The organism is uncultured Williamsia sp. (assembly GCF_947494875.1).
GTDB lineage: Bacteria > Actinomycetota > Actinomycetes > Mycobacteriales > Mycobacteriaceae > Williamsia_A.
In genome coordinates, this window is the sequence record NZ_CANLWM010000007.1 from 348,117 (window position 1) to 361,658 (window position 13,542).

General features: G+C 68.7%; 11 protein-coding genes. 7 read left to right on the forward strand and 4 right to left on the reverse strand.

Annotated features, from left to right (window positions below; all coding sequences use genetic code 11):
* The first annotated feature begins 17 nt into the window (after positions 1-17).
* From Q1A98_RS17740 to Q1A98_RS17765, 6 genes are all read left to right on the forward strand, one after another.
* Positions 18-608, forward strand: coding sequence for a TetR/AcrR family transcriptional regulator (locus tag Q1A98_RS17740; RefSeq protein ID WP_299575916.1), 591 nt, complete (start codon positions 18-20; stop codon positions 606-608).
* A gap of 33 nt (positions 609-641) precedes the next feature.
* Positions 642-2,255, forward strand: coding sequence for a carboxylesterase family protein (locus tag Q1A98_RS17745; protein ID WP_299575918.1), 1,614 nt, complete (start codon positions 642-644; stop codon positions 2,253-2,255).
* A 200-nt stretch (positions 2,256-2,455) separates the two neighbouring features.
* Positions 2,456-3,223 (forward strand): heliorhodopsin HeR, encoded by a 768-nt coding sequence (gene heR / locus Q1A98_RS17750; protein ID WP_299575920.1) that lies wholly within the window; start codon positions 2,456-2,458, stop codon positions 3,221-3,223.
* A 107-nt stretch (positions 3,224-3,330) separates the two neighbouring features.
* Positions 3,331-4,773, forward strand: coding sequence for an ABC transporter permease (locus Q1A98_RS17755; RefSeq protein ID WP_299575922.1), 1,443 nt, complete (start codon positions 3,331-3,333; stop codon positions 4,771-4,773).
* 41 nt (positions 4,774-4,814) lie between these two features.
* Positions 4,815-5,303 carry a DinB family protein gene (locus Q1A98_RS17760; protein WP_299575924.1) on the forward strand — a complete coding sequence of 163 codons (489 nt, stop codon included), beginning with the start codon at positions 4,815-4,817 and terminating at the stop codon, positions 5,301-5,303.
* Positions 5,304-5,488: 185 nt separating this feature from the next.
* The gene (locus Q1A98_RS17765; RefSeq protein WP_299575926.1) at positions 5,489-6,034 is read left to right on the forward strand and encodes a class I SAM-dependent methyltransferase; all 546 of its coding nucleotides are present in this window, start codon (positions 5,489-5,491) and stop codon (positions 6,032-6,034) included.
* Positions 6,035-6,138: 104 nt separating this feature from the next.
* Here Q1A98_RS17765 and Q1A98_RS17770 read toward each other — a convergent pair whose 3' ends face one another.
* From Q1A98_RS17770 to sucC, 3 genes are all read right to left on the reverse strand, one after another.
* On the reverse strand, positions 6,139-7,155 hold the full coding sequence (locus Q1A98_RS17770) for a zinc-binding alcohol dehydrogenase family protein (RefSeq protein WP_299575928.1): 1,017 nt from the start codon (positions 7,153-7,155) through the stop codon (positions 6,139-6,141).
* 79 nt (positions 7,156-7,234) lie between these two features.
* Entirely contained in the window at positions 7,235-8,137 is a 903-nt protein-coding gene (gene sucD, locus Q1A98_RS17775; RefSeq protein ID WP_299575929.1) for a succinate--CoA ligase subunit alpha, read from the reverse strand.
* A gap of 13 nt (positions 8,138-8,150) precedes the next feature.
* The gene (gene sucC / locus Q1A98_RS17780; protein WP_299575931.1) at positions 8,151-9,314 is read right to left on the reverse strand and encodes an ADP-forming succinate--CoA ligase subunit beta; all 1,164 of its coding nucleotides are present in this window, start codon (positions 9,312-9,314) and stop codon (positions 8,151-8,153) included.
* A 441-nt stretch (positions 9,315-9,755) separates the two neighbouring features.
* On the opposite strand from sucC, the gene Q1A98_RS17785 reads away from it, so the two are divergent.
* The gene (locus Q1A98_RS17785; protein ID WP_299575933.1) at positions 9,756-10,790 is read left to right on the forward strand and encodes a M23 family metallopeptidase; all 1,035 of its coding nucleotides are present in this window, start codon (positions 9,756-9,758) and stop codon (positions 10,788-10,790) included.
* A gap of 239 nt (positions 10,791-11,029) precedes the next feature.
* On the opposite strand, the gene pcrA is transcribed toward Q1A98_RS17785, so the two are convergent.
* Positions 11,030-13,513 carry a DNA helicase PcrA gene (gene pcrA / locus Q1A98_RS17790; protein ID WP_299575935.1) on the reverse strand — a complete coding sequence of 828 codons (2,484 nt, stop codon included), beginning with the start codon at positions 13,511-13,513 and terminating at the stop codon, positions 11,030-11,032.
* Positions 13,514-13,542: the final 29 nt, after the last annotated feature.

Genomic DNA, 13,542 nt, shown 5'->3' on the forward strand with positions numbered 1-13,542 from the left:
GTGTCAGAATGGGTCGGGTGAGCACCTCGGTCATCGCTCAGGCGCGGCGTCGACAACTCGTCGAGGCCGCGATCGAGGTGATCGACGAGGTCGGCGTCGGTGCTGCATCGCTGGTGCAGATCTCCCGACGTGCGGGGGTGAGCCGAGGGGTCATCAATTATCACGTCGCCGGTCGGGCACCGCTGTTCGAGGCGGTGGTCGAGCATGTCTATGCGCTCGGACGCGAGGTCGTCGCACCCGACACGGAGTCCGCGGCGACAGCGACCGCGGCGATCGCCGCGATGATCCACGGCAGCATCGCGTTCTACACCCGGTACCCCCGCGAGATGCGTGTCCTGTCAGCGCTGTTCGTGTCCGACGACCCGGACTCGCCCAACCGATCGGGACACCGTGAGCACGCCGACGAGATCGAGCGAGTCGCCGCGATCGTCGAGCGTGGCCACGCCGGCGGCGAGTTCCGAGCCGTCGACGGCCGGCTCGCCGCCGCGATGCTGCGCGCCGCGCTCGACGAAGCCCTCGCCCGCATAACCGCCGACGTCGACACCACAGGCCTCGGGGCAGAGATCGAGGCCGCCATGCGCGCGCTCCTCGGCGCAGACCACCTCTGACCGAACAGCGCACGAACCGACCAGGGAGGCATCATGTCCCACCCGTCGCGAGCCGTGATGGCCGTCGCCGTCGCAGCAACACTGCTCACCGCCGCGTGCGGTTCGGACGACCCGTCGACGCCCTCGTCGTCACCGACGCCCGCCCCCACCGTGGTCACCACCAGCAGCGGGACGCTCACCGGGGCCGATGTCGGGAACACGCGACAGTTCCTCGGTGTGCGCTACGCACAGCCGCCCACCGGCGAGCGGCGATGGACGCTCCCGCAGGCCGTCGACTCCCGCGACACACCGGTCGACGCCACCCGACCCGGCGCACCGTGCGAACAGTCGGCACCGCTGCCGGGGTTGCCCGCACCGAGCGAGGACTGTCTGTTCCTGAACGTCACGACACCACGGTCGACCGCCCCGGGCAGCCGCCTCCCGGTGATGGTGTGGTGGCACGGCGGCGGCTACACGTCCGGTTCGGGTGCCGCGTACGACGCCCAGCGGCTCGCCGACACCGGTGACGTCATGGTGGTCACGGTGAACTACCGACTGGGCATCTTCGGGTACCTCGGTCTGCCGGATCTGCAGGGCGGCGGCGACTTCGGGCTCGCCGACCAACTCGAGTCCCTGCGGTGGGTGCAGCGCAACGCGGCCGCGTTCGGCGGCGACCCCGACAACGTGACCGTCTTCGGCGAGTCCGCCGGCGGGATGTCGACCTGTGCCGCGCTGACCTCGCCGTCGGCCCGGGGCCTCATCGACAAGGCCATCGTCTCGTCGGGGTCGTGTGCGCTCGTGTTCCCGACCGGTGCGCTGTATCCCGGTGTGCCCCAGCAACGGCCGTACGCGTCGGCGCCGGAGGCGGTGGCGACCGGCGTCGACACGGCACGAACGCTCGGCTGCCAGGGCACCACCGCCGTCGCGTGCCTGCGTGCGCTGCCGGCGACCACGCTGTTGACGCAGAACGAGAATTTCAGCAACACCCTGGCCTACGGGACCCCGCTGCTCCCCCGTGATCCTCGCCAGGCCGTCGCCGACGGTGACACCTTGCGCATCCCGATCATCTCCGGCGGCAACCGCGACGAGAACGACGCCTTCGTCGCCGGCGCTCTCGCGGTGAACCCGTCGGCATTCACGACGGCGTCCTTCCCGGGTGACCTCCGCGCCGCCTACGGCGCACGGTCCGGCGAGGTTGCCGCGCGATACCCACTGTCCCGCTTCGCCTCGGCGCCGGCGGCCGTGGCACGGACCTTCACCGACGCCGGTTGGGCCTGCCCGACGGTGCGCTCGAACCGGCAGTACGCGCAGCACGCGCCCGTCTACACCTACGAGTTCTCCGACGAGACCGGCCCGAACGTGAGCGGCGGGTCGTCACCCCAGATCCCGAAGGCCGCGTTCCACGCGAACGACCTGCCCTACGTCTTCGACCTCGACGGGCGGGACCTCGTCCCCCGGGATCCGCAGGCGGCGTTGTCGCGCACGATGATCGAGTACTGGTCGTCGTTCGCGCACACCGGCACGCCGACCGCGTCGGGGGCTCCCGCGTGGCCGCGCACCACCCCGGATTCGGCTCCCGTCCTCGGGTTCACCTCGTCCGGAGTGCGCGTGGTCGACCACGCCACCGACCATCAGTGCTCTTTCTGGTCGGGCGTCAGCCCCAGGTGACGCGCCGACCGCGCGGGCGTGCCGGCTGTCCACAACCAACACCGGTCAGCAGCGGAGCGTGCATCGTGCGCGCGGCGATCCTGATCGGTGTCGGTTGTGGACGCCGGCGGTCGTGACCGTGTCGAGACCCAGGTCTCGATCTCCCGGCGACGTGGGAAGAGACCTGTACCGACGACCGGGCCGGGCATAGCGTCCACCTCATGACCATCGCGAGCGGCATCACCGACGAGCGCCTGGCTGGACTGTGGCGGTGGAACATCGGGCTCACCGTCCTGCACGCCGCACAGGCCATCGCCGTGCTGGTCCTCGCGAACGGCTTCTCGATCACCGTCACGTCGACGTTCCCGGTCGGTCCCCCGGGAACCGCGCCTCCGGCGCCAGAGAAGCTGTTCGACGTCTCGATCGGCGTCGCGATCGCGGTGTTCCTCGCGCTCGCCGCCGTCGACCACCTCGTCACCGCGACGGTCGGGCGACGGCTCTACGAGAACGACCTGCGGCGCGGAATCAACCGCTTCCGGTGGATCGAGTACTCGGTCAGTGCGTCGATCATGATCGTGCTCATCGCCTTCTATTTCGGCGTCACCAACATCGACGCGGTGGTCGCGGTGTTCGGCGCGAACGTGGCGATGATCCTGTTCGGTTGGTTGCAGGAGAAGGCCAACCCGCCGGGCCGCGACCACACGACGATGCTGCCGTTCTGGTTCGGCTGCGTCGCGGGCGTCGTGCCGTGGATCGTCATCGTCGTCAACTTCGTCGGCGCGGGGAGCGGCGTCCCCGGGTTCGTCGTCGGGGTGTTCGTCTCCCTGCTGATCTTCTTCTCGACGTTCGCGGTCAACCAGTGGCTGCAGTATCGCGAGATCGGCCCCTGGCGCAGCTACGCGTTCGGCGAGAAGACATACCTGGTGCTCAGCCTGGTCGCGAAGTCACTGCTCGCATGGCAGATCTTCGGCGGATCGCTGGCCGGGTGACGTGACATCGCCGGCAGATTTTCGTTGTCGGCGGGAATTAGTTGGGCATTGCACGTAGTTGTAGTACGCATTCATACCTCCCCTGATCGAGACGAAGGGATCCTGCGATGCTCTCCTCGCTGACCACACGCTGGCGTGCGCACTACAGCAAGCTGCCCCCGGCGCTGCAGCTGATCGGCCTCCAGCTGTGGCTGCCGGTCTTCTTCCTCATCATGTTCAGCTTCTGCTACCTCGCGGCGTTCCACTCGCCGAAGATCCACGACGCCCCGGTCGCCGTCGTGAACTCGCCGGCCGCGTCGCAGTTCACCGACCGTTTCAGCCAGGCGTCCCCGGGCATGTTCGACTTCCGGTTCGTCCAGGACCAGGCGGACGCCACCGAGGCCGTCCGGGATGGCAGCGCCGCCGCGGCGGTGACCTTCCCGACGACGCGCTCGGGCGCGCCGGAGGTGACCATCGCCAGCGCCCACCAGTTCCAGGCGGCGCAGCTGATGAAGTCGACCTTCACCACGGCCTTCAGCCAGGCGGGCACCGCACCGAAGATCACCGACATCGCCCCCCTGCCGTCGGGTGACTCCTACGGCCTCGGTGCGATGTACCTGATGCTCTCGTGGTGCATCGGCGGGTACATGGTCGCGATGTTCATCGGCATGATGGGCAACCCGCTGAGCCACCTCACCCGCGTCGGGATCCTCGCCGGTGGAGCACTCGTGGCGTCGGTCATCACGAACGTGCTCGCGTCACTCGTGATCGGCGTCTACGACAGCGCGCACATCTGGCAGATGATGGGGATCTCGTTCCTGTGGATCCTCGCGATCGGCCTGGCGGTGAACGGTCTCGCATACTTCTTCGGGCGCTTCATCACGGCGATCGCGCTGACGATGTTCGTCTTCCTCTCCATCCCGTCGTCGGGCGCGGCCTACCCGGTGTGGATGGTCCCGCGGATCTTCGGCGACCTGAACCCTCTGGTCGTCGGGCACGGCATCACCGAGATGATCAAGCGCGTCCTCTACGGCGTCGGCGAGCCCTATTGGCAGCCGTTCCTGCTGATGGCCGGATACGCGGTACTCGGCGTCGTCACGATGATCGTCGGCAAGCGGTGGCGCGAGAGCAAGGAGTTCGACCGCATCCTCGCCGGCAAGACGACGATGATGGCGGCCGCCCAGGGCGCGATGGCCGAGAAGGCCATGGCCGATCGTGAGCGCATCCTCGCCCAGCACGGCCTCGACTCCGAGTCGGACGACGACACCCAGGGTGATGACGATGCGACGGGCAGCCGCGACGACGGCGGTGTCGCCGCATCGAGCGACCGCGGACCGTCGCGCGACCGTGTCGCGGCCGGCAGCAGGCAATCGCACTACTCCATCGTCGACCTCGAGTCCGACTTCGGCGGTGACCCGATGCTCGGCGGAAACGGTCTGGGCCGCAGCGGGACCGGTGGATCGCTCGCGACCGACGAACTGGAACACCAGGTGCGCGAGATGATCAACCGCCGCCGGGTCGTCGACGCGTCGACGAACGGGCACTCGTCGAACGGCACGGCGCACCACTGAATCGGCTCGCTTCGCGCGGCCAGGTCGGCTCTACTGGAGCCATGGACGACCTGGCCGCGCGTTCCGGCGATCCCGGACACCCCGTACGGCGTCGGATCGACGACCTCATCGACGAGCACCGTGACCACCTCGCAGAGAGCCTCGACGGGCTGACCGACGAGGAGGCACGGCGTTCGCTGGTGCCGTCGCGAACCACGCTTCTGGGACTGCTGAAGCACGTCACCTTCGCCCAACGCATCTGGTACGACCAGGACATCACCGGTCGCTCGCGCGCGGACATGGGTCTGCCCGAGGCCGCCGAGGACTCCTGGATCCTCGACGACACCGACACCATCGAGTCGGTGTTGTCGGGATTCCTCACCGTCTGCGCGGAATCCCGACTGGCTATCGCGTCCATGGGTCTCGACACGATCGTCACCGGACGCCGACCGCATCCCCTGTGGGACTCGCACCTTCACGTCCTGCGCGAGTTGGCCCACCACTGCGGCCACGCCGACATCCTCCGCGAACAGATCCTCGCCGCCCGCTGACCACGCCGAGCGGGCGGAAACCCCTCGCCGAGCGGGCACCAGATCCCGTCGAGCGTGCACCAGATCGCGTCGAGCGTGCACCAGATCCCGTCGAGCGTGCACCAGATCCCGTCGAGCGTGCACCAGATCGCGTCGAGCGTGCAGTCGTACTGCCTCGCGTCATCGACATCGCGCTGGGTCGCCACGTGGTCGATCTACGCGCACAGGTGTGCCGCGGGCTCCAGGGCGTGGTCCTCGAGGTCGGGTTCGGCACCGGACCGAACATCCCCTTCTACCCACCGACGCTCACCCGGGTGCTCGCCGTCGAACCGTCGTCCGGCGCACGCGGACTGGCCGCCGACAGGATCGCCACGTCGCCGGTGCCCGTCGAGTTCGTCGGCCTCGACGGTGCGCGGATCGACCTTTCAGACGCGTCCGTCGACTGCGTCCTCAGCACCTGGACGCTGTGCACGATCCCTGACGTCGACGCCGCGGTCGCCGAGATGCACAGGGTGCTGCGCCCTGGCGGCGCAGTCCACTTCGTCGAACACGGCGTGTCCCCGCGCCCGTCCACCGCCCGGTGGCAGAGACGGATCGAGCCCGTGTGGGGTGCGGTCGCCGGCGGATGCCATCTCACGCGGGACGCGCCGGACCTCCTGCGGGCGCATGGATTCGAGCCCCACGAGGTCGCCGTCGTCCACAAGGGGCCGGACCTCGTCGCGCGGATGTCCGTCGGGACCGCGCGCCGCTGACCGTCGGCACGCTCGGAGAGATCTGGTGCCCGCTCGGCGAGATCTGGTGCCCGCTCGGCGAGATCTACCGCACGGTCGGCGGGATCTGATGCACGCTCGGGGAGTCAGCCTGCGGTGATGACGACCTTGCCGATCGTGCTCGACGACTCGAGGAGCTGGTGCGCCTCGCGCAGGGTGTCGACGCCGAGCGGCGAGAGGGTCCGGGTCAGCGTCGTCACGACCTTCCCCTCGTCGACGAGGTCGGCGACGCGGTCGAGGATGCGTTTCTGCGCATCGCTCTCGGGCTCGTGCAACGGTCGCGCGAACATGAACTCCCACCGCCAGCTCTGGGCTTTGTCCTTGAGCGGCATGGTGTCCAACCCCTCGGGGTCGTCGATCGCCACGACAGCCCCGCGCACCCGCAGCAGGTCGGCGTAAGCCTCGACGTTGCCCTCGGAGAAGGCGGAGAAGACGTGGTCGACGCCGTCCGGGGCCACCGCGTGCACCGCGGCGACGAGATCGTGGCGGTCGACGACGTGCTTGGCGCCCATCCGTGCCGCCCAGTCGCGGGACTCGTCGCGCGACGCGGTCGCGACCACGGTCAGATCGGTGAGGGACCGCGCGAGTTGAGTGACCATCGAACCCGTCCCGCCGGCACCGCCGGTGACGAGGATCGTCCCGCCCGCACCCTCCGAGATCTCGAGGACGTCGAACAACGCCTCCCACGCCGTGATCGTGGTGAGCGGCAGTGCCGCGGCCTCCGCGAAATCCAGCGAGGACGGCTTACGCCCGACGATGCGTTCGTCGACGAGGTGGTGGCTGGTGTTGGTGCCCGGTCGCGCGATGGAGCCGGCGTAGTAGACCTCGTCCCCGACCGCCCGCGTGGTCACCTCGGGACCGACGGCCACGACGACCCCGGCGGCGTCGAACCCGAGGACCTTCGGCGCCGCGTCGGCGTCGAAACTGCTGCGCACCTTCACGTCGACCGGATTGACCGACACCGCCCGCACCTCGACGAGCAGGTCGTGTCCGGTCGGGCTCGGGGTGTCGGCTTCGACGACGACGAAGGACGTGTCGGCGTCGACGGGTCCGGGGGCGGTCGCGGCGATGGAGGTGATGGTCTGCGGGATGGACGCGGTCATACCCCGACGGTAGGCGCGGCACCCCGCAGACGACGACAGCCCCGCCCGGGACCGGGCGGGGCTGTCGCGAGACCTGCTGTCAGAGAGCCTTGTACAGCTCGCGGGCGAGCTCGGCGGTCTCGGTCGGGGTCTTGCCGACCTTGACGCCGGCCGCCTCCAGCGCGTCCTTCTTGGCCTGCGCGGTGCCCGAGCTGCCGGACACGATGGCGCCGGCGTGGCCCATCGTCTTGCCCTCGGGAGCGGTGAACCCGGCGACGTACCCGACGACGGGCTTGCTCACGTTGGCCTTGATGTAGTCGGCGGCGCGCTCCTCGGCGTCGCCACCGATCTCGCCGATCATCACGATGACCTTGGTGTCGGGGTCGGCCTCGAACGCCTCGATGGCGTCGATGTGCGTGGTGCCGATCACGGGGTCACCACCGATGCCGATGGCCGTCGAGAAACCGATGTCCCGCAGCTCGTACATCATCTGGTAGGTCAGGGTGCCCGACTTCGACACGAGGCCGATGCCACCCTTGCCCGCGATGTTCGCCGGCGTGATCCCGACGAGCGACTCCTCGGGAGTGATGATGCCGGGGCAGTTGGGTCCGATGATGCGGGTCTTCTCGCCCTTGCTCTTGTTGTAGGCCCACGCGTAGGCGGAGTCCTGCACGGGGATGCCCTCGGTGATGACGACGAGCAGCGGGATCTCCGCGTCGATCGCCTCGATGATGGCGTCCTTGGCGAACTTCGGCGGGACGAACGCGATGGAGACGTCGGCGCCCGTCTTCTCCATCGCCTCCGAGACCGACCCGAACACGGGCAGCTCAACGTCGGAGCCGTCCTTGGCCTGGTGGTTGACGGTGGTGCCGGCCTTGCGGGCGTTGACGCCGCCGACGACCTGGGTGCCGGCCTTGAGCATCAACTTGGTGTGCTTGGTGCCCTCGCCGCCGGTGATGCCCTGGACGATGACCTTGGAGTCCTTGGTGAGGAAAATCGACATGTCTTCTCGTCCTTTACTTGCTCGCCAGTTCGGCGGCCTTGTCGGCGCCGAAATCCATGGTGTCGGCCAGGGTGACGAGCGGATGGTTCGCCTCGTCGAGGATCCGTCGGCCCTCCTCGACGTTGTTGCCGTCGAGACGGACCACGAGGGGCTTGTTCGCGTCGTCGCCGAGGATCTTCAGCGCGGAGACGATGCCGTTGGCGACCGCGTCGCACGCGGTGATGCCACCGAAGACGTTGACGAAGACGCTCTTGACCTGCGAGTCGCCGAGGATGACGTCGAGTCCGGCGGCCATGACCTCGGCCGAGGCGCCGCCGCCGATGTCAAGGAAGTTGGCGGGCTTCACGCCGCCGTGCTTCTCACCGGCGTAGGCGACGACGTCGAGGGTCGACATGACCAGACCCGCGCCGTTGCCGATGATGCCGACCTGGCCGTCGAGCTTGACGTAGTTGAGGTCGTTCTCCTTGGCCTTCAGCTCGAGGGGATCGGTGGCGTCCTTGTCCTCGAACTCCGCGTGGTCGGGCTGACGGAAGTCGGCGTTCGCGTCCAGGGTGACCTTGCCGTCGAGGGCGAGGATCTGGTCGTCGGGGGTGCGCACCAGCGGGTTGACCTCGACGAGGGTGGCGTCCTCGCCGATGAACACCTCCCAGAGCTTCTGGATGGTGTGTGCTGCGGCGTCGAGCACCTCGGCGGGGAGCTTGCCCTTCTCGGCGATCTCACGAGCGAAGGCGACGTCGACACCCTTCACGGCGTCGACCGGGACGCGGGCGAGCGCGTCGGGGTTCTCCTCGGCGGTCACCTCGATCTCGACGCCACCCTCGACGGAGCACATCGCGAGGTAGGTGCGGTTCGTGCGGTCGAGCAGGAAGGAGATGTAGTACTCCTCCGCGATGTCGCTGGCCTCGGCCACGAGGAGCTTCTTGACGACATGGCCCTTGATGTCGAGGCCGAGGATCGCCTCGGCGTTCGCCTGCGCCTCATCGGCGTCGGCGGAGTACTTGACGCCGCCCGCCTTGCCACGGCCGCCGACCTTCACCTGGGCCTTGACCATGACCGGCTTGCCGATTTCCTCGGCGATCTGCCGAGCTCCCTCGACGGTGTCGGTCACGCGGCCGGCGGATGTCGGAACCTCGTGCTTGGCGAAGAGTTCCTTCGCCTGGTATTCGAAGAGATCCATTCAGCTCACCATCTCCAGATTCGCCCGGGCTTCGTCTGTGGCCGCGAGCACCGTGAGAGAGGTTATCGCCGTGGTGTGCGGCCACCGGACGCGCATCCGATCGACGTGGCCCAGGTCACTCTGACGGGCGCGCGCACCTCCGTCCGAGCGCTCGTTCGGGCCGATTTGCGGCTGTTTCGGGCCGTGAGACGGAAAATTCCGGCTGTTCGCGGGGGCTGAGGAAATGTGAGGCAGCTCACATCGCTGAAGAACCGTTCGCCCGCGGTTGCACACGCTGCAATCATTTCGTTACCGTCGCCAGGGCGCCGCGACGAGACCGCGATCATTCGGGTCGGCGAGCACAGCGTTCGTTCATGGGGGACAAGCCGGAAGGCACAGCACTCGCGATGCTCCGTGCATCACGCGCGGAGTCGCTGTGTGCCGAACTCGGAAGGTGCAGTCTTGGCAGTACGAGGGAACACGGGCGTCGACGTCGACAGAACGAAGCTGGCGGACGACGCCCGCCCCGAGGAGATCACCTCGATCATCCCGATCGACTGGGACTCCACCGACGTGTCCGATTGGGACGCACCCCGCACACGCACCCCGTATCGCCCCCTCCCTGCTGACGTCACGCAGGACATCCTCATCGCCGAGGTCGAGTTCGAGGCGACCGCCGACGCCCACCGCTTCACCCTCGACGAGACCGGCTACCGGGCTCCCGCACCCCGCCCGGCCACCCAGGCCCGTCCGACGCGATCGGGTGGACGTCATCGCCTGGCTGCGCCACCGTCGGCGCTCAAGGGTCGCGCCGCCCTGCTGGCCGTTGCCGCGGGTGCGGCTGTCGTGGCCGCGACGGGTCACATCGACACCGCCCAGCCGACTGACACCGACAACGCCGACGCGCCGAACCCCGCCGTGAACCCCGCCGCCGCCGTCGCGCCCGTCGACCCGACACTGCAGGGCGACTCCGGCATCACACCGGGCACCGCGCCGTCGGACATGAAGAACTTCACCGACCAGCTCGCGCAGGGCGACAAGTACGCCAAGGACGCCGCAGCGGCCGACGCCGCCGCCCGTCGCCCCCTGTTCGCGTCGCCGGTCGCGTTCGGCGCCTACCAGTTCACGTCCGGCTTCGCGTACCGCTGGGGAGCGTTCCACGGTGGCGTCGACTTCGCCGCACCGTTGGGCACCCCCATCCACGCCGCGACCGACGGCATCGTCCGTGAGGCGGGACCGGCCGAGGGCTTCGGCAACTGGATCCAGATCGAGGCGCCCGACGGCACCATCACCATGTACGGCCACATGTACGACTCCGGTGTCGGCGTCCGCAAGGGCCAGCACGTGGAAGCCGGTGACGTCATCGGCGCGGTCGGCAGCAACGGGTTCTCCACCGGCCCCCACTGCCACTTCGAGGTGTGGCAGCACGGCATGAAGATCGACCCCACGCCCTGGCTCGCCGCACACGGCATCCGCCAGCCCGCATACACCGGCTGAGCAACCGCACCACACCTCACCCTCGACCGGCACCCCGCGACCCACGCCGTCTGTTGGGCGCTGGGAACCACCCGTTGGGCACGCGGAACTCCCGAGTGGGCAGCCACCGCGATCTGACCGGTCTCACGACGTCCCGACCGCTCAACGAATGGTTCCTACTGCCCAACAGACGGTCCCTGATGCCCAACAGACGGCGTGTCAGCCCGTCGAGTGGGCGGTTGCGGACGTCGAGTGGGCGTCTAGAGCTTCTCGACGGGGAGTCCGCCGAGCGACATCAGGGTGATGCGTCCGCCGCTGCCGAAGTCGAAGGTGACGCGCTCGGTCGCGCCTGATCCCTCCTTGGCGACGACCTTGCCCATCCCGTACTTGGCGTGCGTCACGCGGTCACCCACCGACACCGACACCTGCGCGTTGCGACCACGCGTCGGGTCCGACGAGTACGACGACCGGCCACGCATCCCCGACGAGCCCGACTCCCCCGACCCCGATCGGTACGAGCCGGCACCGAAGAAGCCACCGGAGCTGCCGAACGACCGCTCGCGGCGCCTCGGCTCGGTGCGCTGCCAGTCGATCAGGTGCTGTGGGATCTCCTGCAGGAAGCGGGATTCCGGGTTCGAGACCGGCTGTCCCCACGCCGACCGCACCATCGCCCGCGTCACGTAGAGCCGCTGGCGCGCACGGGTGATCCCGACGTAGGCGAGGCGTCGCTCCTCGCTGAGCTCCGCGGGGTCGCCGAGGGCGCGCATGTGCGGGAACTGTCCGTCCTCCCAGCCGGTGACGAACACGACCGGGAACTCGAGGCCCTTCGCGGTGTGCAGGGTCATCAGGGTGACCAGACCCGACTCGCTGTCGGGCACCTGGTCGGCGTCGGCGACGAGCGACACCCGCTCGAGGAACGCCGCCAACGACCCCGGCTCCGGTTCACCGTCGGCAGGGTCCGGCCGGTCCTCCGGCGCCAGGGACGCGGCGTCGATGCTGAACTCCCGTGCGACGGAGACGAGTTCCTCGAGGTTGTCCAGACGCGCGCCGTCCTGCGGGTCCGACGAGCCCTCGAGCTCGTCGCGGTAGCCCGACCGCGCCACGATCGCCTCGACGAGGTCACCGATGTCGGCGTTCTCCCGACCGGCGTCGACGGACACTGTGTCCGCGTCCTCGGCGTCACCGGACGCGAAGATGGCGAGGAAGTCGTTGCGCAGTCCTTCGATGAGGTCGACGAAGCCCGAGATCTGCTTCACCGCACGCGAGTTGAGCATGGGGACGTTGCCGGCGGCGGCGTCGATGAGCGCCTGGTAGTAGCTGATCCCGGCATTCTCCGAATGTACGGCGACGCACGCTTGCGCGCGGTCACCGATGGCCCGCTTGGGTACGTTGACGATCCGTCGAAGGCTGACGGTGTCCTCGGGGTTGGCCACGACACGCAGGTAGGCGACGATGTCGCGGACCTCGCGCCGCTCGTAGAAGCGCACACCGCCGACCACCTTGTAGGCGATGCCGAGACGGATGAACACCTCCTCCAGCGCACGCGAACCGCTGTTCGTGCGGTAGAACACCGCGACGTCGGAGTAGGCGAACTCGCCTGTGTCGGTGAGGCGGTCGATCTCACCGGCGATGAACGACGCCTCGTCGCGCTCCGTGTCGGCGACGTACCCGACGATCAACTCACCGTCGCCGGAGTCGGTCCACAACTTCTTCTCGCGGCGGTTCGGGTTGCGCGCGATGACGGCGTTGGCCGCCGACAGGATGGTCTGCGTCGACCGGTAGTTCTGCTCCAGCAGGATGGTCTCGGTGTCGGGGAAGTCGCGCTCGAACTCCTCGATGTTGCGGATCGTCGCACCACGGAACGCGTAGATCGACTGGTCGGCGTCACCGACGACGCACAGTTCCGACGGCGTCACCGCTCCTTCGCCGGTCCCGACGAGCTCGCGGACAAGGACGTACTGCGCGTGGTTGGTGTCCTGGTACTCGTCGACGAGGACATGGCGGAACCGGCGGCGGTAGTACTCGGCGACCTCCGGGTGGGTCTGCAGCAGTGTGACCGTCTCGCCGATGAGGTCGTCGAAGTCGAAGGCGTTCGCCGCGGCCAGGCGGCGCTGGTACTGCGTGTAGATGTCGGCGAGGGTGATCAGCGTGTCGTCGTCGGACTCCGACGCCTGCGCGCTCGCTGTCGCGGGGTCGATCAGCTCGTTCTTGAGGTTCGAGATGTGGATGCCCGCACCGCGCGGCGAGAACTTCTTCGGGTCCAGGTCGAGGTCGCGGACGATCATCGCGATCAGGCGCTTGGAGTCGTCGGCGTCGTAGATGGAGAAGTTCGAGTTCCGGCTGGCGATCAGCGCGGCCTGCGCGCGCAGGATCCGCACACACGTCGAATGGAAGGTCGAGACCCACATCCGGTTGGCCCGGGGACCGACGAGCGACGCCACCCGTTCCCGCATCTCCGCGGCGGCCTTGTTGGTGAACGTGATGGCCAGGACCTCGCCCGGCGACACGTCCCGCTGGGCCAGGAGATAGGCGATACGACGCGTCAGCACCGCGGTCTTGCCCGACCCGGCGCCGGCCACGATCAGCAGTGGCGACCCGGAATGGCGCACCGCGGCCTGCTGCTGCGGGTTGAGCCCGTCGAGGAGTTCGCGGGCGCGGTCGGTGAGGGTCTCGTCGGACACCCCCGAGACCGATGGATCGCCCCTGGTGAGTCCGGGAAGCGACGGCTGCGGTGCGGATTTCATCAGGGATCGAGACTACCCGCGTGGTCAGA